Origin of the sequence: Mycobacterium sp., assembly GCF_019243155.1 — a bacterium.
GTDB lineage: Bacteria > Actinomycetota > Actinomycetes > Mycobacteriales > Mycobacteriaceae > Mycobacterium.
In genome coordinates this window covers 1-23030 of the sequence record NZ_JAFAUS010000057.1, presented here as the reverse complement: position 1 = coordinate 23030, position 23030 = coordinate 1, and the positions used below count along the sequence as shown (strand labels likewise).

Sequence of the window (23030 nt, the reverse complement as noted above, 5' to 3'; positions counted from 1 at the left end):
CGACGAGGCCGCGGCGGCGGCCACCGCCCAACAGCGCCCCGAGCTGATCAGCGCGCTGGCGGCCGACGTCGCCGACCCTTCCCAAGTCGATGCCCTGCGGGACACGATCAACACCGAGCTCGGCGTGCCCGACATCGTGGTCAACGCCGCCGGCTGGGACCGCACCGACCAATTCCTCAATGCGACACCGGAATTCGCGACCAAGGTGGTGGCAATCAACTACCTGGGGCCGGTACATGTCTGCAAGGCCTTCCTGCCGGGCATGATCGAGTCGCACGGCGGCGGACGCATCGTCAACCTGGCCAGCGACGCCGGCCGGGTGGGCAGCGCCGGCGAATCCATCTACGCCGGCGCCAAGGGCGGGGTCATCGCGCTGACCAAGTCGCTGGCACGGGAAATGGCTCGCCACCAGATCACGGTGAACTGCGTGTGCCCCGGCCCGACGGACACCCCGCTGTTCCATGCGCAACCCGAGAAGTTGAAAGAGGCGCTGATCAAGGCGATCCCGTTTCGCCGGCTCGCCCGGCCGGAGGAGGTCGCCGCCGCGGTGCTGTTCTTCGCGTCCGACGCCGCGTCGTTCATCACCGGACAGGTGATCAGCGTCAGCGGCGGTTTGACGATGGCTGGTTAGTGGCAGGCTGGCTGCTATGAGCACTGACAAACTTCCCGCCTTTGACCGGTACGACCCGCTGGGGCTCGATGCCTCGCTGTCCGACGACGAACTCGCGGTGCGCGACACGGTCAGGCAGTTCTGCGCCGAACATGTTCTCCCCCACGTCGCGGAGTGGTTCGAGATCGGCGACCTTCCGGTACGCGAGCTCGCCAAACAGTTCGGCCAACTCGGTCTGCTCGGCATGCACCTGCAGGGCTACGGGTGCGGCGGGGCCTCCGCCGTGCACTACGGACTGGCCTGCGTCGAGCTGGAGGCCGCCGACTCCGGCCTGCGGTCGATGGTCTCGGTGCAGGGCTCGCTGGCGATGTTCGCGATCTGGAAGTTCGGATCCGAAGAACAGAAGCAGGAGTGGCTGCCCGGGATGGCCGCGGGCGAACTGCTCGGCTGCTTCGGACTGACCGAACCCGACGTGGGGTCCGACCCCGCCGCGATGAAGACGCGGGCCAAGCGCGACGGCTCGGACTGGGTGATCAACGGCCGCAAAATGTGGATCACCAATGGCTCGCTCGCCGATGTCGCGATCGTGTGGGCCGCCACCGACGATGGGATCCGCGGTTTCGTCGTTCCCACCAAGACAGCGGGATTCACCGCCAACACGATTCACCACAAGCTGTCGCTGCGGGCATCGATCACCAGCGAGCTGGTGCTCGACGACGTGCGGGTGCCCGCCGAGGCGATGCTGCCCGAGGCCACCGGGCTGCGGGGTCCGCTGTCCTGTCTGTCCGAAGCGCGCTACGGCATCATCTGGGGATCGATGGGCGCGGCGCGCTCCGCCTGGCAGGCCGCTCTCGACTACGCCACGCAGCGCACCCAATTCGGCCGTCCCATCGCCGGATTCCAGCTGACCCAGGCCAAACTCGTCGACATGGCGGTCGAGCTGCACAAGGGGCACTTGCTGTCGCTGCACTTAGGCCGGCTCAAGGACGGCCCCGGGCTGCGGCCCGAACAGGTCAGCTTCGGCAAGCTCAACAACACCCGCGAAGCGATCAAGATCTGCCGGACCGCGCGAACCATATTGGGCGGCAACGGAATATCGCTGGAATACCCCGTCATCCGGCACATGGTCAACCTGGAATCCGTGCTGACGTATGAGGGCACACCGGAGATGCACCAGCTCGTTCTCGGCCAGGCGTTCACGGGTAGCGATGCCTTCCGCTGACAGGAGAAACCAGATGGCCGCACGCCTTCAGTACACGTCCGAGCATCACCAGTTCCGGGAGATGGTGCGCGATTTCGTGCAGCAGACCGTCGTGCCCAACCACGAGAACTGGGAACGCGACGGACAGTGGGACCGCTCGCTGTTCACCGAGGCGGGCAAGCTCGGGCTGCTCGGCTTCACGGTGCCCGAGCGGCTCGGCGGCCCGGGCGTCGACGACTTCCGTTACAACGCAATCGTCATCGACGAGCTTCAGCGTGCGGGTGCGGCGGCGGAGTCCATCTCCTTCACGCTGCAAAACGACATCGTGCTGCCGTATCTCACCGATCTGACGACACCCGAGCAACAGGGACGGTGGCTGCCCGGTGTGGTCACCGGCGAGACGGTGCTCGGCATCGCCATGACCGAGCCGGGAACCGGCAGCGACCTGGCCGGGATCCGCACGTCGGCGGTGCGTGACGGCGACGACTACGTCGTCAACGGCGCAAAGACCTTCATCTCCAACGGACAAAGCGGCGATCTTTTCGTCATCGCGGTGCGCACCTCACCCGATCGGCACAAGGGCCTGTCGCTTCTGGTCGTCGAGGCCGACACCCCGGGCTTTTCCCGCGGCCGCAACCTGGAAAAGATCGGTCTGCACGCCCAAGACACCAGCGAGCTCACCTTCACCGATATGCGGGTGCCGCAAGCGAATCTCCTCGAGGAAGAGGGCAAGGGCTTCTATCAGCTGGTGGGAAACCTGCCGCAGGAGCGGCTGGCGCTGGGCGTCGGCGCGGTGGCCGCCGCGGAAACCATCTTGGCCGAGACCCTGGACTACGTCCGTGAGCGCAAGGCATTCGGCTCTCCGATCGCCAGCTTCCAACACAGCCAATTCGTGCTCGCCGAGCTGGCCACCGAAATCGACATCGCCCGAACCTATCTCGACGACTGCCTCGCCGAGCACCTCACGGGCGACCTGACCGCCGCGCGGGCCGCGCGGCTCAAATGGTGGACCACCGACCTGCAGCTGCGCACCGCCGATCGCTGCCTGCAATTGCACGGCGGGTACGGCTACATGCGGGAGTACGGCGTCGCACGGGCCTTCGTCGACGCCCGCATCCAGACGATCTACGGCGGCACCAACGAAATCATGAAGACGATCATCGCCAAGGAACTGGGCATCTAGGTCGGCTGTGGCCACCGATTACAGCGATCTTCCCGTCGAGGAGGCGGTGCGCGCGGCCCGGGCCAGCTCGCGTCGCCGCCAGGTGCTCGACGCCGCGGTGAAAGTGATGGGACAAAACGGGTTCCACCAGATGTCCATGCAGGACTTGGCCGCCGAGGCCAAGGTCAGCGTCGGCCTGATCTACAAATACTTCGGTGGCAAGGAGGATCTGCTGCTCGCGACGATCGTGCGGATTCTCGATGTGTTCCGAGATCAACTTGCCCCGGTCATCGAGGCCGCCGGCGACGACGTCGTCGACCAGTTGGTCGCGGGCATCCGCCGCTACATCAAGATCGTCGACGAGAATCTCGACGGGGTGGTGCTGACCTACCGGGAGAGCCGGACGCTCGCAGCGCCGGGCCGGACCCAGATCAAGGAACTCGAAATCGCGACGGCCGCACCGCTGCGCGCGGTGATCGAAGCAGGCATCGCCCGCGGCGTTTTCCGCGATGTCGACGCCGACCTCACCGTTTTGGACATCGTGCTGCTGGCCCACGGCTGGGCGCTCAAGCACTGGCACTTCGGGCCGGCCTACACCGTCGACGAATACATCGGGCTGCAGACCGGCCACGTGCTCAACGCGTTGATTCTGGACATCCGTCGCGCGGACTACGCACACGTGCTGGAATTAAAGCCATGAAAGCTAACGCCTATCGGATCCGTGGCCTCGTCGCGGCGCTGACACTGGGTGTCGCGGTCGGTGCGCCGACGGCGGTGGCCGACACCGTCACGCTGCCACCCATGACACCCGGCGGCGGCGGGGCGATCATCGGCGGTGGCAGCGCGGCAGCGCAGGGAATCTCGCAGCAGCTGTTCAGCTTTGGCAATCCCAACGTGGTCCAGGAGATCGACGGCTCGGCCGCGGCCCAATACATCACGGCGGCGGCATCGGTCTCCAATCAGCAGCTCGCGGCGCCCTTCTCGCTGCTGCGCCGGGCGTTGGCGTGCCAGGCCAACAACGCCGGCTTCGGCGCGCGGGCATTTCGGCGCAACGACGGGTTGTGGGGCGGCGCAATGCTGGTCGCGGCCAAGAGCGCAACCCCCAACGTCGACGACCTGGCCGGCTGCGCCAAAACCAACTGGCGCAGGGCTTCCGCCGGCTCGGACACCTCGATGTGCAACAGCGGCTGGGCCACTCCCAACAACTTCAGCAGCCGCGCCGGGGAAACCTATTACGTCATGCTGGCCGGCACCGCAGACGACTTCTGCACCGACCTCAACGGCAAGTTCAAGGGCAATGCCGCCGGGTGGCCCTTCTAGCGGACCGGCCCACCGGCACCCGCGATATGTTCCGTATTTGCATTCAATTCATATCCGGCCCGACAGGCCCGCCGAATGGCCGAAATACGAAGTCATATGAATGCAGGCCCGCGCCTCGACATACGGCCGGTTAAAGCCGTTACTTCCCCATTTTTAGATTCATCAACTCAAATGACGTCCGGGCGGAAATCCCTTGCAACCAAGCGTTCAGTTCTGGCGCCGAAAAGCCCGTACTCATTTCGCGAAATCCGTTGGCTGACGTGTGTTGAACACGTAGACTTCGCCAGGTCGGGCATTCAGACATCGTCTCCTGACGAAGGGGGTTTTGTTATGTCACGTTTCTCCAGCAAAATCATCGTCGCTGTGATTCTTGCCTTCGCGGCTTCCACGGCCTCGGCGTGCACGTTTCCAGTGACCATTGATTGCGGACCGGGTCTTACCTGCGTGCCGTAAAAAGCGTACTAATCGAACGATTTCACGAAATTACGTGGACTATTCGTTCGAATAATTCTTCGCGCAGCGAAGATCGGAAATGTGGCCAACCGGAGCCGCGGTAGAAACCTATATCTACCGGGGCTCCGGTTGGGAACACCCTGCCGCACAGCACCTTTCGCGAGTCCTCGCGCGCCGGCCGGTTCAGCACAGGCAGCCGGCCGATCCGTGTCGCAGAAGCTTGAGGGGGCTACTGCGCCGGGATCGCGCCCGAGTTTCGCCAAACTCCAGTTGCCTGAACGTATTTCGGATAGCGTGACCCCAATCGGCTGAGGCAACTCGCCATTTCGTGATGTCCGCAGTCGGGTGATGTCCCAAAGTCGCACGCGACGTTCGTCCGGTGGAGTCGTACGGTAGACATGCGCTGGGAACACCGGCGCCCGTGGGACAAGTACCGGAAGGGACGAGTATGCCGCGCCATCACGTCGTGATCATCGGAAGCGGATTCGGCGGACTGAGTGCGGCAAAGGCGCTCAAACGCGCCGACGTCGACATCACCCTGATCTCGAAAACGACCTCGCACCTGTTCCAGCCACTGCTGTATCAGGTGGCGACAGGGATCCTCTCCGAAGGCGACATCGCGCCGACCACCAGGCTCGTGCTGCGCAAGCAGAAGAACGTCCGGGTGCTGTGGGGCGAGGTCTCGGCTATCGACCTGACCACGAAGACGGTCACCTCGCACCTGATGGGCATGGACACGGTGACGCCCTACGACAGCCTGATCGTGGCCGCCGGGGCACAGCAGTCCTACTTCGGCCATGACGAGTACGCCGCCTTCGCGCCCGGAATGAAGTCCATCGACGACGCCCTGGAGCTGCGCGCCCGCATCCTGGGTGCGTTCGAGGCCGCCGAGGTGGCGATCGATCCGGCCGAGCGCAAACGTCGCCTGACTTTCGTGGTGGTCGGGGCGGGGCCCACCGGCGTCGAATTGGCCGGCGAGATCGTCCAGCTGGCCGAGCGAACCCTGGCCGGGGCATTCCGGACGATCACGCCCAGTGAGTGCCGGGTCATCCTGATGGACGCCGCGCCCGCCGTGTTGCCGCCCATGGGTCCCAACCTCGGCCTCAAGGCCCAACGGCGGCTGGAAAAGATGGGCGTCGAGGTTCAGCTCAACGCGATGGTCACCGCGGTCGACTACATGGGCCTCACGGTCAAGGACAAGGACGGTAGCGAGCGCCGCATCGAATGCGCATGCAAGGTGTGGGCGGCCGGTGTGCAGGCCAGCTCGCTGGGCCGAATAATCGCCGAACAGTCCGACGGCACCGAGACCGACCGCGCCGGAAGGGTGATCGTCGAGCCCGACCTCACCGTTAAGGGACACCCGCATGTATTCGTCGTCGGTGACCTGATGTCGGTACCCGACGTCCCCGGCATGGCGCAGGGTGCGATCCAGGGAGCGAAATACGCGGCCAACGTCATCAAGCAGACGGTCAAGGGACAAGACGATCCCGCCACCCGCCAGCCGTTCAACTACTTCGACAAGGGCAGCATGTCCCTCATCTCCCGCTACAGCGCCGTCGCGAAGGTCGGCAAGCTGGAGTTCGGCGGCTTCATCGCCTGGCTCGCCTGGCTGCTGCTGCACCTCTATTACCTGGTCGGCCACCGCAACCGCGTCGCCGCCATGTTCGCCTGGGGCATCTCATTCCTCGGCCGCAGCCGCGGCCAGATGGCCATAACGAGCCAGATGATGTACGCCCGGCCGGTGGTGGACTGGGTGGAGCGACAAGCGCAAGAGGGGACGCTGGCTGCCGCCGAACGGATCGAAACGGCCGAGAAGCAGGCCGGCTAGCTCAGGGCCTGGTCGATATCGGCGATCAGATCGTCGGTGCCTTCCAGCCCGACGGAGATGCGGACGACACCGTCGCCGAGGCCGATCGCCGCGCGGCCCTCGGGTCCCATCGCGCGGTGAGTCGTCGTCGCGGGATGGGTGACAAGGGATTTGGCGTCGCCCAGGTTGTTGGAGATGTCGATCAGCCGCATCTTGTCCAGTACCTCGAAAGCCCGTTGCTTGGCTGCACTTTCCGGGCAGTCGAGACCGAAGGTGACCACCGTCCCCCCGCCGGACATCTGGCGCTTCGCTAGGTCGTACTGCGGGTGCGAGGACAGGAACGGATAGCGGACCCAGCTCACCGCCGGATGGGTCTCCAAAAATTCGGCGATGCGCAGCGCCGCGGAATTGCAGTGCTCAACGCGAACCGCAAGCGTCTCAAGGCCTTTCAACAGCACCCAGGCATTGAACGCACTCAACGCCGGGCCGGTGTGCCGCATCAGCTTCTGCACCGGGCCGTCGATGTATTCCTTGTCGCCCAGGATGGCGCCGCCGAGCACCCGGCCCTGACCGTCGATGTGCTTGGTGCCCGAGTACACCACCACATCAACCCCGAGCGGAAAGCCCTGCTGCAGTAGCGGTGTGGCAAAGACGTTGTCCAGCACCACCTTTGCGCCCGCCGCGTGAGCGAGCTCGGTGACCGCGACGATGTCCACCAGCGACTGCATCGGATTCGACGGCGTCTCGAAGAACACCGCCGTGGTCGGCACCGACAACGCCTTCTCCCACTGCGCCAGGTCGTCACCGTCGACGAAGACGGTCTCCACACCCCAGCGCGGCAGGATCTCGTTGCACACCACGAAACACGAGCCGAACAGGCTGCGCGCCGCGACCAACCGGTCCCCCGCACCCAGCAGCGCCCCCAGCGACGTGAACACCGCCGCCATTCCGCTCGCGGTCGCGAACGCCGCGGGCGCGCCCTCGATCAGCCGCAGCCGCTCCTCGAACATCGCCACGGTCGGGTTGCCGTAGCGCGAGTAGACGAAGCGCTCCAGCTCGCCGCTGAACGACTTCTCCGCCTCGGCCGCCGACGGGTACACATACCCCGACGTCAGGAACATCCCCTCGGCGGTCTCCTCGAATTCCGAACGCAGGAGTCCGCCGCGCACGCCGATGGTGGCCTGGCTGACGCCGTCGGGCAGTGCCTTGGGCGTGCGAACCGAGTCGGTCATGGGCGCATCAGCCCTGCTCATCCCTGTTTCCAAGGCAGCCCGATGGCCCGCCACCCCGTCTCGCCGCGGTGGCCGCTGGCGTTGAGGTGGCCTTCGAAGCCATCCAGGATGTTGTAGGCCGGCGTGATGCCCGCCTCAGTCGCGGTCTCGGCGGCGCCGATGGAGCGGTTGCCCGAGCGACACAGGAAGACCACCGGCCGATCGGCGCCCGTCTCGGTGGGCGGGATCTGCTGTCGCAGCTCGTCGGCGAAGTTCGCGTTGTGCGCCCCGGCGGACGTATTCCACTCGATGAACAACGCCTCACGGCCGAGGCTGGACAGATCGGGCACACCGACGAACCGCCATTCGGCGTCGGTACGCACGTCGACCAGCACGGCGTCGGGATTGTCGCTGAGCAGCTTCCATGCATCCAGAGGCGTGATGTCTCCCGCGTAGGACCGTGCGTGCCCTGTACTCATGCCTGTCTGACCTCTCCCCCGGCCGTGAAATACCTGATCTCGGATCGTAGCGAGGCCGTGGTCACACGACGCGCCGAGGACCGGCTCAGCCGCGCGAGTCCTTCGTAGTCAGCCGGGCGGCGACCGAGCTGGCGCGATCACGTGCGGCCGTGACCTCCGGCGCGGTGGCCAGCGCGTGAAAGCCCCGCCCGCACGAGCGCAGGTCGCTCTCGGGCACACTCAGGGCCCCGTTCAGGGCGGCCGCGGTCGGTTGGTCGACCGAGTCGACCGCGCGGGCGGCGCCCGGCGAAACCATCATGGTGTCCACCGGCAGGCCAAGGATGGTCCGGGCCTGCAGTTCGAAGGCGGAGAGCCGCTGGCTGCGGGCGGTCACCCAGGCGCTCGCGGGCGGGTGCGGGGTGACGTCGGCGAAGTAGACCTCGTCGCCGTTGATCATCAACTCGACGCCGAAGACGCCCCGCCCGCCGAGCGCCTTGACGATGCGTGCGGCGATCGACCGGGCGGCGTCCAGCGCGGAGGTGCTCACCTTCTGGGGTTGCCAGGACTCCTGCACTTCGGCGTTGACGCCGCGGTGCCCGATCGGCGAGCAGAATTCGATCGCCAGACCGTCCGGGCCCTCGCTGCGCACCGCGAGCAGCGTGACGTAGAACTCGACCTCGACTACCGTCTCGGCCAGCACCCGTTGCCGGGCGCCCGCCACGCGTTGCCAGACGGGCTCGATGTCATCCGGTCCCGCGATCACGGACTCTCCCGGCGGCGCCGCCCCCGCCACCGGCTTCACCAGCAGCGGATAGCCGGCGTGCGCGCCGACCGCCTGCAGCTCACCGACCGAGCCCGCGAACCAGAACGGCGCGGTGGGCAGCCCCAGCTCGTCGGCGGCCAGGCGGCGTAGGCCCTCCCGGTCGGCGGTCAGCCGGACCGCGCGAGCGCTGGGCACCAATTGGGGACCGCCGGGCCCGACGCCCTCGAGCGCTTGGACGGCGACCGCGTCGCCGGCCGTCACCACGAAGTCCGGCTGCAGTCGCCGGATGACTCCCGCCAGCTGGTCGGCGTCGGACATCGGGATCACGACCGACTCGTCGGCGACGCCGTGCGCGGGCGCGTCCGGTTGCTCGTCGACGGCGATCACCCGGGCGCCCAGGCGGCCCAACGCGATCGTCAGCTCCCTGCTGAGCTCACCAGAGCCCAACAGCAGCACGCGCGGCCGGACGTCGACTTTGGCGGCCGGGGCCTGCGAGGGCACCACGATCGCGGTTGTTTTCTCGTCCGATCCTTCGGTCACGCCGTCCATCACCGCTCAAGGATAGGTCGGTCTCGAGAAAGCGAGGCCGACGTCAGGGCTGACCAGGAAGCAAGCGCACCATCAGGCCGTTGCCCTCGGCCAGCACCGTGTCGTCGCCGTCGAGGAGTTCCGCCGCCACGAACGCCTTGCGTCCCTCGGTGCTGGTGACCCGGCCACGCACCGCCAGCGGCTCGTCGATCGGGGTGATCTTGCGGTAGTCGACGTGCAGGAACGCGGTCCGGCTGATGGGCCGGCCCGCCGCGTGCGAGACCATCCCGAACATGTGGTCGAACAGCAGCGGCAGCACACCGCCGTGCACCGCCATGTTGCCGCCGACGTGAAACCGGGTGAACTGGCCCCGCATTTCGCAACCGTCGGGCTCGTAGCGGGTCAACGTCCATGGCGGCAGCAGCAGGCTGCCCATGCCCGGCAGGTCGGGCGTCCGCCCGGCCGGCGCCTGGCCCTCATCGGCTTTGAACGGGCCCAGCAGCTCCACCAGCGCCGCGACGCGGTCGGCCGCGTCGTCCCAGACGTCGTCACCGGGGTCAGCCGACACGGCGAGGTCCTGCAGCCGGCGCATCGCCTTCACAAATCGCCCGAAGCCGGGGCCCGGGCTGGCCACCCCGTATTCGGGAAAGCCGCCGTGGTGTTCGTATTCGGGGTCTAGTGCTTTCGGATCCGCTTCCGTCACGGGCGAGCCTGCAGCACGTCGCGCCGAACGATCGTCTGATCCCGCCCCGGACCCACGCCGATGCACGAAACATGTGCTCCGGCAAGCTCTTCCAGCCGTAAGACGTAGTCACGTGCCTTGGCGGGCAGATCGTCGAATTCGCGTGCGTCCGAGATGTCCTCCCACCAGCCGGGCAGCTCCTCGTAGATCGGCTCGGCGCGGTGCAGGTCGCTCTGGGTCATCGGCATTTCGTCGGTCTGTTTGCCGTCGACGCGGTAGCCCACGCACACCGGGACCGTTTCCAGGCTGGACAGCACGTCGAGCTTGGTCAGGAAGTAGTCGGTGATGCCGTTGACCCGGGTCGCATACCGGGCGATCACGGCGTCGAACCAGCCGCAGCGGCGGCGCCGGCCGGTGGTGACACCGAATTCGCCGCCGGTCTTGGACAGGTATTCGCCGTTCTCGTCGAACAGCTCCGTGGGGAACGGGCCCGAGCCCACGCGGGTGGTGTAGGCCTTCAGGATGCCGAGCACAGTGGTGATCCGCGTCGGGCCGATCCCGGAACCCACGGCCGCGCCACCGGCGGTCGGATTTGACGACGTCACATAGGGATACGTGCCGTGGTCGACGTCGAGCAGGGTGCCCTGCGAACCCTCCAGCAGGACGGTTTCGCCAGCCTCCAGCGCGTTGTTGAGCAACAGGCGGGTGTCGGCGATGCGGTGCTTGAACCCCTCGGCCTGTTGTAGCAGCGCGTCGACGACCTGGTGCGGGTCGAGCGCTTTGCGGTTGTAGACCTTGACCAGGATCTGGTTTTTGAGTTCCAGGGCGCCCTCGACCTTGTGGTTCAGCACCTCGGGGTCGAGCACGTCGGCGACCCGGATTCCCTGGCGGGCGATCTTATCCTGGTAGCAGGGCCCGATGCCGCGGCCGGTGGTGCCGATCTTCTTGTTGCCCATGTAGCGCTCGGTGACCTTGTCGATGGCGACGTGGTAGGGCAACAACAGGTGCGCGTCGGCGGAGATCAGCAGCCTCGAGGTGTCGACGCCCCGGTCTTCGATGCCCTTCAGCTCGTCCAGCAGCACACCGGGGTCGACCACCACACCGTTGCCGATGACGTTGGTGACACCGGGGGTGAGCACACCCGACGGAATGAGGTGCAACGCGAAATTCTCGCCCGTGGGCAAGACGACCGTGTGGCCCGCGTTGTTGCCACCCTGATACCGCACCACCCACTGCACGCGACCACCGAGCAGGTCAGTGGCTTTACCTTTGCCCTCGTCGCCCCATTGGGCGCCGATGAGGACGATTGCCGGCATGACTTGCTCCCACCTGATCCCGCGTGTTTAAGCCTGCATATTGTGGTCCAGCCGGTGACCCACCCTATCGGAAGCGATTTGCGAGGAGTGTCTTGAACACGGCCGACAGCGGCGCCAGCCGGGTCGTCCTGGCCTTCGGCGAGCATCGGCCCGGACGCGCCCTGGGCGACCTACCCGCACAACGGATCGACACGCACGCCGAAATCGACTCTGCGATAGGGGCTTACCGCAGGGTCGTGGCGGTGGGCACCGATGCCGACCTGGCCGCGCTGTTGAGTCGGCTGCTGCGGGCCGGCCGGCTCGACGTCGAGGTGGCGTACGTGCCGCGCCGCCGCACCGCCGCAACCCGCGTCTACCGCCTGCCCGCCGGACGCCGCGCCGCGCGCCGGGCGCTCCACGGTTCCGCGCACCGGGTGCCGCTGATCCGCGACGACACCGGGTCGGTGGTCGTCGGGCGGGCCCGCTGGCTGCCGCCCGACGACGGGACGCTGCTGCACGGCGAGGCGACCGTCGACGACACGCAGCTGTTCGACGGCGACGTCGTCGGCGTGGACATCGAGCCGACGCTGACCGCGCCTGGCCTGCGGGCCCGGGTCGCGCAGCGGAGGTGGCGCGGCTGGATCGCGGGGCGGGCGGCGCAGCTGGGCAGCACCGGCGTCGCCGTGGTGCGCGACGGAGTGCCCGTGCCACGCGTGATGCGCCGATCGACCTTCTACCGCAACGTCGAAGGCTGGCTGCTGGTCCGGTAGTTTTCTCGCCGTGAAAGCCAAAGATTCGGTGCGGCCCAGCCCCATCTTCTTGGCCCTGATCGCGGCGACCGCGGTCGGCGGGGTGCTGGCGTGGCTGGCCGGGGCGACGGTGAAGCCGATGTCCTACGCCGGGGTGTTCATCTTCGTGGTCGCCGGCTGGCTGGTCTCGCTGTGTCTGCACGAATTCGGCCACGCGGCGACCGCATGGCGATTCGGCGACCACGACGAGGCGGTGCGCGGCTATCTGACGCTGGATCCGCGGCGCTACAGCAATCCCGCGCTGTCGCTGCTCTTGCCGATGATCTTCATCGCGCTGGGCGGAATCGGCCTGCCGGGCGCCGCGGTGTATGTGCGGACCTGGTTCATGACCCCCGCCCGTCGCACCCTGGTCAGCCTGGCGGGTCCGGCGGCCAACCTGGTGCTGGCGGTGCTGCTGCTGATCATCACCCGGTTCTTCTTCGACATGGCTCACTGGGTGCTTTGGGCTGGAGTTGCCTTCCTGGGGTTCCTGCAGATCATGGCCGTCGTGCTGAACCTGTTGCCCATCCCCGGCCTGGACGGCTACGACGCCCTGGAACCGCACCTGAGCCCCGAGACCCAGCGCGCGGTGGCGCCTTTCAAGCAGTACGGCCTGTTCATCCTGTTGTTCCTGTTCTTAGCGCCCGCAGTGAATCATGGGCTGGTCGAGTTCGTGGGCTGGCTGTTCCAACTCTCGGGCAACTCCGCTCAGCTGGCGATGTTCGGCAACCGTCTGACTCGGTTCTGGAGCCAGTGGATTTAGCCTTGCCATATATGCGTTAGTACGCATATATTGCTCGGCATGGGCGCTGGACACAGTCACACCCCCGCCGAGGCTGACGCCTCTCGGATGATCCCCCGCATGATCATGGCCGCCGGGATTCTGGCGACGTTCTTCGTGGTTGAGCTCACCACTTCGCTGCTGATCAATTCGCTGGCGCTGCTGGCCGACGCCGGGCACATGCTGACCGATGTCGTCGCCGTGTTCATGGGCCTGGCCGCGGTCATGCTGGCCAAGCGCGGCAGCACCTCGCCGGACCGCACCTACGGCTGGCACCGCGCCGAGGTCTTCACCGCGGTCGCCAACGCGGTGCTGCTGGTCGGCGTGGCGCTGTTCATCCTCTACGAAGCGATCGAACGGCTCGGGACGGGCGCGTCGGTCCCCGGCGTGCCGATGGTCGTGGTGGCCCTGGCCGGGCTGGCCGCCAACTTCGTGGTGGCCCTGCTGCTGCGCTCGCACTCCGAGGGCAGCCTGGCGGTCAAGGGCGCGTACATGGAAGTCGTCGCCGACACCGTCGGCAGCCTGGGCGTGCTGATCGCCGGCGTCGTGACGATCACGACGAGATGGCCCTACGCCGACGTCGTGGTCGCCATCCTGGTGGCCCTCTGGGTGCTGCCCCGCGCCATCTCGCTGGCGCGCGCCGCGTTGCGGATTCTGTCCGAAACGTCGCCGGCCCACATCGACGTCGAGGAGCTGCGCTCGGCGCTGGGCGCCGTCGACGGCGTCACCGGGGTGCATGACCTGCACGTGTGGACGCTGTCACCGGGCAAGGACGTGTGCACGGCACACCTGACCAGCGCCGGGGACTCCGCCCGGGTGCTCAACGACGCGCGTGCGGTGCTGCACGCCCGCGGACTGGACCACGCCACGGTGCAGATCGAATGCGCCGACAGCGCCGAGGACTGCACCGAAACGTTCTAGAGGCCAAGCGCTTTCCGCGCCGCGGGATCGCAATCGTCGAGCAGATCCAGGCACCGCTGGTTCTCGTCGGTCTCGCCGATCGTGTCGGCGGCGCGCGCCAGCGCCGCCACGCATCGCAGGAAGCCGCGGTTGGGCTCGTGCTCGTAGGGCACCGGCCCGAACCCCTTCCAGCCGTTCCTGCGCAGCTGGTCCAGGCCGCGGTGGTAGCCGGTCCGCGCGTAGGCGTAGGCCGTGATGGCCTTGTCCTCGGCCAGCGCCTCCTCGGCGAGTGCCGCCCACGCCACCGACGCGGCCGGATGCGCGGCGGCAACGATGCCCGGATTCTCCCCGGTGCTCAGTTCCACCTCGGCCTCGGGATCACCGGGCAGCAGAGTCGGATCGGGGCCTAGCAGATCTCCCATCGGCGTCATGGCTCTATTCTGCAGTTGCCTCGCCGCGCCGGAGTGCCGGACCTCCGCTATCGCCCTAACACGCGGGCGGGTCGCTAAGCTCTCCAACTATCCCACTCGACAGCGGGAGGACAGTAGTAGTCATGCCCAACCCATCCGAACCCGACCGCGGCGGCGCACCCAACCGGCCCGGGTTCGACCCGCGGGAAGCAACCGGAGAAGCCTCCCACGAGGACGCCACCGAGATCGTCCCACTGGTCCCGAACGACCCCGAGACCGAGACCGAGGTGATCAACAGACCCGATCCGGCCAGCGGCCCGCAAGACATTCCGGACGGTCCGCAGCGCGAGCGTCGTTTCACCGCGCCCGGCTTCGACGCGAAAGAGACCACCGTCATCGCGACCACCCCGGAGCCGGCCACCGAAGTCTTCGCCACGCCACCCGACGGCCAGACGGCGCACATGGGGGTGCCCCCCAAAGCGGCTGTCCCACAATCGATCCCGCCCAGGCCCGGTGAAAAGGTCCGGCCGCCCAGGCAATTCAACTGGGGCTGGGTGCTGGCACTGATCGTGATCGTGCTGGCGCTGGCGGCGATCGCCATCCTGGGCACCGTGCTGCTGACCAAGAGCAAGCACGCGAAAGCGTCTGCCGAAGACCAGGTTCGGCACACGATCCAGAACTTCGACATCGCGATCCAGCGAGGCGATCTGACCACGTTGCGCACCATCACGTGCGGCACCACCCGCGACGGCTACGCCGATTACGACGAGCATGGGTGGGACGAAAGCTACCGCCGGGTCTCAGCGGCCAAGCAGTACCCGGTGATCGCAAGCATCGACCAGGTGGTGGTCAACGGCCAGCACGCCGAGGCGAACGTCACCACGTTCATGGCATACGACCCGGCGCTGCGTTCGACGCGCAGCCTCGACCTGCAGTATCGCGACGACCAGTGGAAGATCTGCCAGTCGGCTAGCTAGCCGACCGACTTCCCGGCGCAGTGCAGGTCGTTGCAGGCCTCCACAACTCGCTCGGTCATGGAAGCCTCGGCCTTCTTGAGGTAGCTGCGCGGGTCGTATGCCTTCTTGTTGCCGACCTCGCCGTCCACCTTGAGCACGCCGTCGTAGTTGCTGAACATGTGGCCGGCGAGCGGACGGGTGAAGGCGTACTGGGTGTCGGTGTCGACGTTCATCTTCACCACCCCGTAGCGCAGTGCCTCCTCGATCTCCGACTTCAGCGAGCCCGAGCCGCCGTGGAACACGAAGTCGAACGGCTTGGATCCGTCGGGCAGGCCGAGCTTGGCTGACGCCACCTTCTGCCCCTGGTCGAGGATGTCGGGGCGCAGCTTGACGTTGCCCGGCTTGTAGACGCCGTGGACGTTGCCGAAAGTCGCTGCCAGCAGATACTTTCCGTGCTCGCCGTGGCCCAGCGCGTCGATCGTCTTCTCGAAGTCTTCCGGCGTGGTGTACAGCTTGTCGTTGATCTCGTTGGCGACGCCGTCCTCCTCACCACCCACCACGCCGATCTCTATCTCGAGGACGATCTTGGCGGCGGCCGCCGCCTTCAGCAGTTCCTGCGCCAGCGTCAGGTTCTCGTCGATGGGTACCGCCGAGCCGTCCCACATGTGGGACTGAAACAAAGGGTTCTGGCCGGCGGCCACCCGGTTGGCCGAGATCTCCAGCAGCGGGCGGACGTAGGTGTCCAGCTTGTCCTTCGGGCAGTGGTCGGTGTGCAGGGCGCCGTTGATCGGATACCGGTCGGCGATGACGCGGGTGAACTCGGCGAGCGCCACGGCCCCGGTCACCATGTCTTTGACTCCCAGACCCGAGGCGAATTCCGCGCCACCGGTGGAGAACTGGATGATCCCGTCACTGCCGGCGTCGGCGAAGCCTTTGATCGCCGCGTTGACAGTCTCCGATGACGTGCAGTTGATGGCAGGGAAGGCATAGCAGCCCTCCTTGGCGCGTTCCAGCATCTCGGCGTAGACCTCGGGCGTTGCGATGGGCATGAGATTCCTCCTGAAGCCTTGGTCCACCCAGTATCGAACGCGAAGGAGGTTCGCGCGGCGCGGTTAACCAGGTTTTTCCTTAAACCGGCGACTGCCGGCGGTATCTTGAACCACCGTGAGTACTGCCGTGACGGCCCTGCCCGACATCCTCGACCCGATGACATGGATCGGCCCGACGGGTTATTTCGCGTCGGCGGTGCTGCCGACGATCCTGATCATCGTCTTCGTCGAGACGGGGTTGCTGTTCCCGCTGCTGCCCGGCGAGTCGCTGTTGTTCACCGGTGGGTTGCTGGCCGCCAAGGGGACCCTCGACATCTGGGTGCTGGCGCCGGCCGTCGCCCTCGTCGCGATCCTCGGTGATCAGTGCGGATACTTCATCGGCCGCCGGATCGGACCGGCGTTGTTCAGGAAAGAAGACTCCAGGTTCTTCAAGAAGCACTACGTAACCGACTCGCACGCCTTCTTCGAGAAGTACGGTCCCTGGGCCATCATCCTGGCCCGCTTCCTGCCGTTCGTGCGGACCTTCACACCGGTGGTCGCCGGAGTCTCCTACATGCGCTACCCGGTCTACCTGGCGTTCGACATCGTCGGCGGCATCCTGTGGGGCGGTGGCGTGACGCTGGTCGGCTACTTCCTGGGCAACGTGCCCTACGTTCACCAGAACCTGGAAAAGATCATCCTGGTGATCCTGTTCGTGTCCCTGATACCGGCGTTCATCGCGGCGTGGCGGGGTTACCGGGGGCGGCGTCGCGGGGCGAAAGAGTCGGACTCGGACCAGCCGACCGTCAAGCCGTCACGGCAGTGACGCTGTGGGCAGCCTCCATCAGCATCCAGCCCGACAGCTGCACGGAGAGATCCCGCTCCGCGACTGACGAACTCTCCACCGCACCGGCGACGAACCGCGCCTGCTGACCGCCCGCGCCGGGTAGCTGCGCGTCGCGGTCCCAGAACGACCCGAAGAGCGGCAGCCCGTCCACGGTCTGCCGGTTGTCCCACGCGGATTTCGCGCTGGTCAGCACGATCGTGCGGGCGGTATCGCGGGCCAGGGTGTCGTCGGCCGAGTCACCGGGCAAGGTGGTGGCGACCAACGCGAGGTATCGCGCGGTGATCCCGGCGAACAGGCCGCCGTCCCCGCCGCCCCCGCCGGCGAGCACGCCCGACGGCGCCATGTGTTCGTGGACGGCCGCGACCAGCCGGTGCACCCGGTCGGCGTGCCGGCCCCGGACCTCCGCGCCGGTGCGCGCCGCCAGTTCGGTTTCCAGCCCGAGCACCACGCCCTGGCAGTAGGTGTACTGCGCGCGGACCAGCGATCCGCCCTTGATGCCGTCGAACACCAGGTGGGTGTCGGGATCGATCAGCGTGCGGTCGATCCAGTCGCCCATCTGCCCGGCCCGCTTGAGCCGGTCCCCGTAGCGGGCGAGGAAGATGCCCGCCGGTCCGTTGGCCGGGGCGTTGAAGAACTGGTCTTGCTTGCGCCACGGGATGCCGCCGCCGTCCTCGGGCACCCACGCCTTCACGAACTGGTCGGCGAGTTTGGGCAGCGCGCGATGACGTTCGACGCCCGCGATCCTGGCGGCGCGTTCCAGCGCGAGCGCCAGCCAGGCCATGTCGTCGTAGTAGCTGTTGACCCAGGAGAGGTTGTTGCGCAGCCGGTGCGAGCGGACTTGCCGGTTGATGCTGGTGCGCCTATGCGGCTGCGGGTCACGCAGCTGCGCGTCGATTAGGCAATCAAGTAAATGCGCCTGCCACCAGTAATGCCAGGTGCCGAACAGCCGATCCCGCCGCGTGGGCGGCCACGCGACCACGCCCAGCTGGGTTCCGGGCAGCGCCCAGAGCCGTTTCAGGTGCCGTTGCGCGACAGCGGCTTCGGCGCTGGCCGCGCGGTTGATCCATACCTGATCCATACCGTCGATCCTGCCCCATGAGGCGGGGGCGTCGAGTGTGCATCCTTGGCTTTGAGTGTGAATTCAGGGCGGGAAATCGGCCGAAATCCCGCCGCCAGTGCACACTCGAGGGCGTCGAGAGGCACGAGTCACCAAGCCCGGGACAGGTCCCCGTGCTGTCGGATCCAGGCGTGCATAGCGATCCCGGCCGCGACGCCGGCGTTGATGCTGCGCGTCGAACCGAATTGGGCGATCGACACCGTCAGCGCCGCGCCCGTCTTCGTGTCGTCGGTGATGCCCGGACCCTCCTGACCGAACACCAGCAGGCACTCCCGCGGCAGCGCCGCCTCCTCCAGCCGCGCCGCGCCAGGTACGTTGTCCACCGCGACCACGGTCAACCCGGCCGCGGCGGCGAAGTCCATCAGTTGGGCGGTGCTGTCGTGATGGCACAGCCGCTGATAGCGGTCGGTCACCATGGCGCCGCGGCGATTCCACCGCCGCCGCCCCACGATGTGCACGGTGTGCACCGCGAAGGCATTGGCGGTGCGCACCACCGAGCCGATGTTCGCGTCATGACCGAAGTTCTCGATCGCCACATGCAGCGGGTGCCGACGGCGATCGATGTCGGCGATGATCGCCTCCCGGGTCCAATACCGGTAGGCGTCGACGACGTTGCGAGTATCGCCCTCGCGCAACAGAACTGGGTCATACCGCGGATCGTCGGGCAGCTCACCGGTCCACGGCCCGACCCCGGCGGACGGAATCGCCCATTCGGTGGGCCCGATGTCGCTCATCGCTGCGTCCACACACCGGCGTGCGTGCCGTCGATCGCCACGGTCGCATACAGCAGGGCCTGGTTGATCTCGCCCTGCGTGCACAACGACGCGCTGACTCGGACCGCGTCCAGCGACGCGTCGGGCAGGATCAGCACCGACGATCCGTAGGCCGCGCAGGCCGGGTTCGTCCCGCCGCCGGGCGGCGCCGGCGACGCCAGCAGCATCATCGGGCCGCCGCGCTTGGCGGAGTCGTCGCGGTAACGGGCCGCGAGCGCGTCGGCCTGCAGCCCGAGCAGCATGTAACCGTTGCCGCTGAACGCCGCGGGATCACCGAGCTGCGCCTGGGTCACCGGAGTGCCGTCGGCCCGCCAGGCCGACAGGCTGGTGGTCTTGACCACCAAACCGGTGTCGTTGGCGTTCGTCGGCAGCAGTCCCACCGGAAATGCGACCGGGTAGGCCGCCGAGGTGTTCGGGATCCGGTCGCGCGGCGAGTAGCCGTAGACACCGCGGACCTGACTCCGATCCTTCAGCGGCCCAAGGCATACCGAGCCGGAGATCCGGTCGGCCGACGCCGACAGCGGGTGCGGGATATCGCGCGCGCCGGCCGCGGCGTTGTCGCAGCTGCCCGTCGCGGCGGACTCCATGGGGTGTGCCAGCGCGCCGTAGAGCCCGAAGCGGATGTCCTCGGGTTTGGCGTGCGGCGCATGCGGATCCTTTGCCGACGCATCGACGTCGATCAGCACGTAGTCGCCGTCCCAGCGCAGGTTCGACACCGACATGTTCCAGCCCAGCAGCGCCAGCGATTCGCCGAGCCGTGCGCCCTGGGCTCCGTACGGGCTGACGGGATGGTTCGCCCCCGAGCAGCCCGTCAGGCAGGCGACCACGCAGGCCGCCATCGCAATAACGTTGCGCACGATGATGATTCGTGACCTAGCCCAGTCCGAGATCGGCAAGCCCCAGCACGCTGCGGTACGGAACTCCCTCGGCCTCAATGGCTTCGGCGGCGCCGGTGGCACGGTCCACCACGGTGACCACGCCGACGACGTGTCCGCCCGCTTCCCGGACGGCGCGCACCGCCGTCAGCGCCGACGATCCCGTGGTGCTGGTGTCCTCGACGACCAGCGCGCGCTTGCCGGCAACCTCGGACCCCTCGATGAGGCGTTGCAGGCCATGAGTTTTCGCTGACTTGCGCACAACGAAGGCGTCGATCGGGCGGCCCGGCGCGTGCATGATGGCGGTGGCGACCGGGTCGGCGCCCAGGGTCAGGCCGCCCACCACCGCATAGTCCCAGTCGCTGGTCAGCTCGCGCAGCAGCTTGCCGATCAGTGGCGAGGCGCGGTGGTGCAGGGTGGCCCGGCGCAGGTCGACGTAGTAGTCGGCCTCCTTGCCGGACGACAACGTGACGCGGCCGTGCACCACCGACAGCTGTCGCACCAACTCGGCGAGTTCCTTGAGATCAGCGTCGGCCACGGCCACCCCCGAATCGTTCGGTCACCGCACGCATTACGGTCCGCGGGATCATCCGCTCGGCCGCGATGATGGTCTTGTATTGCAGGCCCGGAATGCTGATCACGTTGCCGCGGGCGACGTCGGCCAGGCTCTGACCGACCACATCGTCGACCTCCAGCCACAAAAACGACGGCAGCTTGCTGACGTCGATCCCCGCCCGCTCGTGGAATTCGGTGTGCACGAACCCCGGGCACACGGCGTGCACGCCGACGCCGGTGCCGCGCAAGTCAGCGGCCAACCCCTCGGTGTACGAGATGACCCACGCCTTGGACGCCGAGTAGCTCGGCCCCCGGCCGGGCAGCAGACCGGCGACGCTGGCGACGTTGATGACGGTCCCGGCGCCGGCGTCGAGCATGGGCGGCAACGCCGCGCGGGTGAGATGCAAGACCGCGGTCACGTTGACGTCGAGCTGGCGCTGCAGCAGCGCGGGATCGATGTTCCACAACTCGCGGGACGTCCCCAGGCCGGCGTTGTTCACCAGGACGCGCACTCCCTGGGCGAGGCGGTCGCAGACCTTGGCACGGTCGGCGGGCTCGGACAGGTCGGCGGGCAGAACCTCTACGGCGCCGCCCTTTTCCTTCAACTCGCCGGCCACTGCGGTCAACCGGTCGACGTCGCGGGCGACCAGAATCAGGTCGTAGCCGTCGTCTGCAAAGCGTCGCGCGTAGCCGGCCCCGACCCCGGAGGTAGGCCCGGTGATCAGGGCTGCGGGGCGAGGCATGAGCGACAGTTTAATGACCGGGGCCTAGCCGCCCCGGGCGCCACCCGAACCGATATCAGTGCTGGTAGTTGGTGGCCTGGTGGCCGTTGCGGCCCGTGGTCGGCGGACGCCGGAACGACTCCGTCCGACCCTCCGACCGGCTCGGGTCGCGGCGCAGCGGTTCGGCCGCGCGGTGACCCCCCTGCACATCCGAGCCCAGCAGACCGGCCACATCCTGCTGTGGACGCCGCGGCGGCAACTCGGCGCGCCCGGCGGGGGCCAGCGGTCGGCTCGGCGACGCGTTGCGGAGCCCCGAGGGCGCTCCGGCTTCGGCCTGGGTCTCCTCGGGCAGCGGCGGCAACACCCGCAGCAGGTCGTTGAACTGACGGACGGTGCGCAGGCCCTCATCCCACTGGGTGCGGGTGCTGGTGACGGGCAGGGCGACCAGCGTCCAGTTCTGCTCGTTCCACATGATCTCGGCGCAGTCGGGCGCGGTGTGCGCGAAGGTCACCATGCGGCGGTCGCAGGCGCGCCGGGCCGCGTCCAGGTTGGTGGAGTAGACCATTCGCGGGCCGATCGCACCCAACAGCCAGATGTCGCTTTCGCGAGGCTCTTTCAGCCCCTTGAGCCGCAGGTCCACCACTACGTTGGTGCCCACCTTGCGGTGCAGCGCGATCACGGTGGCGACTTCCTCGAGGTCGAAGATGTACACCGCCTCGCCGCGGATCTGCCCCAGCACGACGTTCTGCGCGGCGACGTCACCCACCGTCGAGACCACCCCGCGCTTCCAGCGCTTGAGGATGTCGGCCGATTCCCGCTCGTAGTCGAATCCGTGCGACCGCGCCCATGACTTACGTCGCCGGCTGCGACCGCGCCGGCGGTCGATGTCGACGTACAGCAGCACCGCCGCACCGACAAAGCACAGTGCGGACAGCGTGAACCAAAGGGGGACCATCCAAAACAGGGTATCTGCTATTGGCCCGGAATAAAGAAGCCCAGCAGGTCACAACCCCATCACAGCAGGTAACGCTTGCTGCTCGGATGGTCCCCTCGGTCCGGTCAGCCCAGGATCAGCGAATCGCCGTCGGGGCTGACGTTCACCGGAACGGTGTCGCCGTCGTGCACATCGCCCGCCAGCAACAGCTTGGCCAGCTGGTCACCGATGGCCTGCTGCACCAGCCGACGCAGCGGCCGGGCACCGTAGACCGGGTCGAACCCGCGCTGGGCCAGCCACTTCTTGGCCGGCAGCGACACCTCCAGCACCAGCCTGCGCTGCGCGAGCCGCTTGGCCAGCTGCTCGAGCTGAATGTCGACGATCTGCACCAGTTCCTCGGGGTTCAGGCCGTCGAAGATCAGCACGTCGTCGAGCCGGTTGATGAACTCCGGCTTGAACGCCGCGCGCACGGCCGCCATCACCTGCTCCTCGCTGCCGCCCGACCCGAGGTTGGACGTCAGGATCAGGATCGTGTTGCGGAAGTCGACCGTGCGGCCCTGGCCGTCGGTGAGCCGACCCTCATCGAGCACCTGCAGCAGCACGTCGAACACGTCCGGGTGCGCCTTTTCGACCTCGTCGAACAGAACCACCGTGTAGGGCCGGCGGCGGACCGCCTCGGTCAGTTGACCGCCCTGGTCGTATCCGATGTATCCCGGAGGCGCGCCCACCAGGCGGGCCACCGAGTGCTTCTCGCCGTACTCGCTCATGTCGATGCGGACCATGGCCCGGTCATCGTCGAACAGGAAGTCGGCCAGCGCCTTGGCGAGCTCGGTCTTGCCGACACCGGTGGGGCC

25 protein-coding genes are annotated in these 23030 nt (G+C 67.5%); 11 read left to right on the top strand and 14 right to left on the bottom strand.

The features are described from left to right. The 6 genes from JOZ00_RS03070 to JOZ00_RS03045 form a co-directional block, all read left to right on the top strand. The coding region (locus JOZ00_RS03070; protein WP_293339457.1) for an SDR family oxidoreductase at window positions 1-631 on the top strand (631 nt) is incomplete at its 5' end. A gap of 16 nt (window positions 632-647) precedes the next feature. Continuing rightward, complete coding sequence (locus JOZ00_RS03065; protein ID WP_293339454.1) at window positions 648-1832, top strand: acyl-CoA dehydrogenase; 1185 nt, start codon at window positions 648-650, stop codon at window positions 1830-1832. A 13-nt stretch (window positions 1833-1845) separates the two neighbouring features. After that, window positions 1846-2994, top strand: a complete 1149-nt coding sequence (locus JOZ00_RS03060; protein ID WP_293339451.1) for an acyl-CoA dehydrogenase family protein — start codon at window positions 1846-1848, stop codon at window positions 2992-2994. Between the two features lie 7 nt (window positions 2995-3001). Then, the gene (locus JOZ00_RS03055; RefSeq protein WP_293339448.1) at window positions 3002-3673 is read left to right on the top strand and encodes a TetR/AcrR family transcriptional regulator; all 672 of its coding nucleotides are present in this window, start codon (window positions 3002-3004) and stop codon (window positions 3671-3673) included. Further along, window positions 3670-4293: a hypothetical protein gene (locus JOZ00_RS03050; protein ID WP_293339445.1), complete on the top strand. Its 624-nt coding sequence runs from the start codon at window positions 3670-3672 to the stop codon at window positions 4291-4293. The genes JOZ00_RS03055 and JOZ00_RS03050 overlap by 4 nt, the downstream gene beginning before the upstream one ends. Window positions 4294-5194: 901 nt before the next feature. After that, window positions 5195-6574: an NAD(P)/FAD-dependent oxidoreductase gene (locus JOZ00_RS03045; RefSeq protein ID WP_293339442.1), complete on the top strand. Its 1380-nt coding sequence runs from the start codon at window positions 5195-5197 to the stop codon at window positions 6572-6574. Here the strand turns inward: JOZ00_RS03045 and JOZ00_RS03040 are convergent. The 5 genes from JOZ00_RS03040 to JOZ00_RS03020 all read right to left on the bottom strand — a co-directional run bounded on the left by JOZ00_RS03040 (window position 6571) and on the right by JOZ00_RS03020 (window position 11511). Further along, window positions 6571-7785 carry an O-succinylhomoserine sulfhydrylase gene (locus tag JOZ00_RS03040; RefSeq protein ID WP_293339465.1) on the bottom strand — a complete coding sequence of 405 codons (1215 nt, stop codon included), beginning with the start codon at window positions 7783-7785 and terminating at the stop codon, window positions 6571-6573. The two genes, JOZ00_RS03045 and JOZ00_RS03040, sit on opposite strands and share 4 nt — an antisense overlap. A gap of 17 nt (window positions 7786-7802) precedes the next feature. Continuing rightward, window positions 7803-8243 carry a rhodanese-like domain-containing protein gene (locus JOZ00_RS03035; RefSeq protein WP_293339439.1) on the bottom strand — a complete coding sequence of 147 codons (441 nt, stop codon included), beginning with the start codon at window positions 8241-8243 and terminating at the stop codon, window positions 7803-7805. 85 nt (window positions 8244-8328) lie between these two features. Then, the gene (purT, locus tag JOZ00_RS03030; RefSeq protein ID WP_293339436.1) at window positions 8329-9537 is read right to left on the bottom strand and encodes a formate-dependent phosphoribosylglycinamide formyltransferase; all 1209 of its coding nucleotides are present in this window, start codon (window positions 9535-9537) and stop codon (window positions 8329-8331) included. 40 nt (window positions 9538-9577) lie between these two features. Next, window positions 9578-10216, bottom strand: coding sequence for a PaaI family thioesterase (locus tag JOZ00_RS03025; RefSeq protein ID WP_293339434.1), 639 nt, complete (start codon window positions 10214-10216; stop codon window positions 9578-9580). Continuing rightward, window positions 10213-11511, bottom strand: a complete 1299-nt coding sequence (locus tag JOZ00_RS03020; protein WP_293339431.1) for an adenylosuccinate synthase — start codon at window positions 11509-11511, stop codon at window positions 10213-10215. Before JOZ00_RS03020 ends, JOZ00_RS03025 begins: the two co-directional genes overlap by 4 nt. 161 nt (window positions 11512-11672) lie before the next feature. On the opposite strand from JOZ00_RS03020, the gene JOZ00_RS03015 reads away from it, so the two are divergent. The 3 genes from JOZ00_RS03015 to JOZ00_RS03005 are packed head-to-tail and all read left to right on the top strand — an operon-like array spanning window position 11673 to window position 13980. Next, complete coding sequence (locus tag JOZ00_RS03015) at window positions 11673-12260, top strand: peptidase M50 (RefSeq protein WP_293339462.1); 588 nt, start codon at window positions 11673-11675, stop codon at window positions 12258-12260. Window positions 12261-12270: 10 nt separating this feature from the next. Next, window positions 12271-13041 carry a site-2 protease family protein gene (locus tag JOZ00_RS03010; RefSeq protein ID WP_293339428.1) on the top strand — a complete coding sequence of 257 codons (771 nt, stop codon included), beginning with the start codon at window positions 12271-12273 and terminating at the stop codon, window positions 13039-13041. A gap of 39 nt (window positions 13042-13080) precedes the next feature. Beyond that, window positions 13081-13980, top strand: coding sequence for a cation diffusion facilitator family transporter (locus JOZ00_RS03005; RefSeq protein WP_293339425.1), 900 nt, complete (start codon window positions 13081-13083; stop codon window positions 13978-13980). Here the strand turns inward: JOZ00_RS03005 and JOZ00_RS03000 are convergent. After that, on the bottom strand, window positions 13977-14390 hold the full coding sequence (locus tag JOZ00_RS03000) for a DUF3151 domain-containing protein (RefSeq protein ID WP_293339423.1): 414 nt from the start codon (window positions 14388-14390) through the stop codon (window positions 13977-13979). The two genes, JOZ00_RS03005 and JOZ00_RS03000, sit on opposite strands and share 4 nt — an antisense overlap. Window positions 14391-14512: 122 nt before the next feature. Here JOZ00_RS03000 and JOZ00_RS02995 point away from each other — a divergent pair, with 122 nt between their 5' ends. Beyond that, the gene (locus JOZ00_RS02995) at window positions 14513-15346 is read left to right on the top strand and encodes a hypothetical protein (protein WP_293339420.1); all 834 of its coding nucleotides are present in this window, start codon (window positions 14513-14515) and stop codon (window positions 15344-15346) included. Here JOZ00_RS02995 and fbaA read toward each other — a convergent pair. Further along, on the bottom strand, window positions 15343-16374 hold the full coding sequence (fbaA, locus tag JOZ00_RS02990) for a class II fructose-bisphosphate aldolase (protein WP_293339417.1): 1032 nt from the start codon (window positions 16372-16374) through the stop codon (window positions 15343-15345). The genes JOZ00_RS02995 and fbaA overlap by 4 nt on opposite strands. Before the next feature lie 115 nt (window positions 16375-16489). Between fbaA and JOZ00_RS02985 the strand changes: the two genes are divergently transcribed. Further along, window positions 16490-17179 carry a DedA family protein gene (locus JOZ00_RS02985; RefSeq protein WP_293339414.1) on the top strand — a complete coding sequence of 230 codons (690 nt, stop codon included), beginning with the start codon at window positions 16490-16492 and terminating at the stop codon, window positions 17177-17179. Here the strand turns inward: JOZ00_RS02985 and JOZ00_RS02980 are convergent. The 7 genes from JOZ00_RS02980 to JOZ00_RS02950 form a co-directional block, all read right to left on the bottom strand. Next, the gene (locus JOZ00_RS02980) at window positions 17160-18278 is read right to left on the bottom strand and encodes a glycoside hydrolase family 76 protein (protein WP_293339411.1); all 1119 of its coding nucleotides are present in this window, start codon (window positions 18276-18278) and stop codon (window positions 17160-17162) included. The two genes, JOZ00_RS02985 and JOZ00_RS02980, sit on opposite strands and share 20 nt — an antisense overlap. Before the next feature lie 128 nt (window positions 18279-18406). Then, a complete protein-coding gene (locus JOZ00_RS02975) occupies window positions 18407-19051 on the bottom strand; it encodes an RNA methyltransferase (protein WP_293339408.1) in 645 nt (214 codons plus the stop codon). Then, a complete protein-coding gene (locus JOZ00_RS02970) occupies window positions 19048-19947 on the bottom strand; it encodes a hypothetical protein (RefSeq protein WP_293339405.1) in 900 nt (299 codons plus the stop codon). The genes JOZ00_RS02975 and JOZ00_RS02970 overlap by 4 nt, the downstream gene beginning before the upstream one ends. Before the next feature lie 16 nt (window positions 19948-19963). Further along, window positions 19964-20503 (bottom strand): orotate phosphoribosyltransferase, encoded by a 540-nt coding sequence (gene pyrE / locus JOZ00_RS02965; protein WP_293339459.1) that lies wholly within the window; start codon window positions 20501-20503, stop codon window positions 19964-19966. Beyond that, entirely contained in the window at window positions 20490-21263 is a 774-nt protein-coding gene (locus JOZ00_RS02960; protein ID WP_293339402.1) for an SDR family oxidoreductase, read from the bottom strand. The genes pyrE and JOZ00_RS02960 overlap by 14 nt, the downstream gene beginning before the upstream one ends. 55 nt (window positions 21264-21318) lie before the next feature. Then, window positions 21319-22197, bottom strand: coding sequence for a trehalose monomycolate transport factor TtfA (ttfA, locus tag JOZ00_RS02955; RefSeq protein ID WP_293339399.1), 879 nt, complete (start codon window positions 22195-22197; stop codon window positions 21319-21321). 104 nt (window positions 22198-22301) lie between these two features. Beyond that, the coding region (locus JOZ00_RS02950) for an AAA family ATPase (RefSeq protein WP_293339396.1) at window positions 22302-23030 on the bottom strand (729 nt) is incomplete at its 5' end.

Coding starts and splice junctions, on each gene's coding strand:
- JOZ00_RS03035 (WP_293339439.1), bottom strand. CDS start 8,243: ATGAGTACAGGGCACGCACGGTCCTACGCGGGAGACATCACGCCTCTG.
- JOZ00_RS02995 (WP_293339420.1), top strand. CDS start 14,513: ATGCCCAACCCATCCGAACCCGACCGCGGCGGCGCACCCAACCGGCCC.
- JOZ00_RS02960 (WP_293339402.1), bottom strand. CDS start 21,263: ATGCCTCGCCCCGCAGCCCTGATCACCGGGCCTACCTCCGGGGTCGGG.
- fbaA (WP_293339417.1), bottom strand. CDS start 16,374: ATGCCCATCGCAACGCCCGAGGTCTACGCCGAGATGCTGGAACGCGCC.
- ttfA (WP_293339399.1), bottom strand. CDS start 22,197: ATGGTCCCCCTTTGGTTCACGCTGTCCGCACTGTGCTTTGTCGGTGCG.
- JOZ00_RS03045 (WP_293339442.1), top strand. CDS start 5,195: ATGCCGCGCCATCACGTCGTGATCATCGGAAGCGGATTCGGCGGACTG.
- JOZ00_RS03060 (WP_293339451.1), top strand. CDS start 1,846: ATGGCCGCACGCCTTCAGTACACGTCCGAGCATCACCAGTTCCGGGAG.
- JOZ00_RS02980 (WP_293339411.1), bottom strand. CDS start 18,278: ATGGATCAGGTATGGATCAACCGCGCGGCCAGCGCCGAAGCCGCTGTC.
- JOZ00_RS03020 (WP_293339431.1), bottom strand. CDS start 11,511: ATGCCGGCAATCGTCCTCATCGGCGCCCAATGGGGCGACGAGGGCAAA.
- JOZ00_RS03065 (WP_293339454.1), top strand. CDS start 648: ATGAGCACTGACAAACTTCCCGCCTTTGACCGGTACGACCCGCTGGGG.
- JOZ00_RS03050 (WP_293339445.1), top strand. CDS start 3,670: ATGAAAGCTAACGCCTATCGGATCCGTGGCCTCGTCGCGGCGCTGACA.
- JOZ00_RS03000 (WP_293339423.1), bottom strand. CDS start 14,390: ATGACGCCGATGGGAGATCTGCTAGGCCCCGATCCGACTCTGCTGCCC.
- JOZ00_RS03005 (WP_293339425.1), top strand. CDS start 13,081: ATGGGCGCTGGACACAGTCACACCCCCGCCGAGGCTGACGCCTCTCGG.
- JOZ00_RS02975 (WP_293339408.1), bottom strand. CDS start 19,051: ATGAGCGACATCGGGCCCACCGAATGGGCGATTCCGTCCGCCGGGGTC.
- JOZ00_RS03040 (WP_293339465.1), bottom strand. CDS start 7,785: ATGACCGACTCGGTTCGCACGCCCAAGGCACTGCCCGACGGCGTCAGC.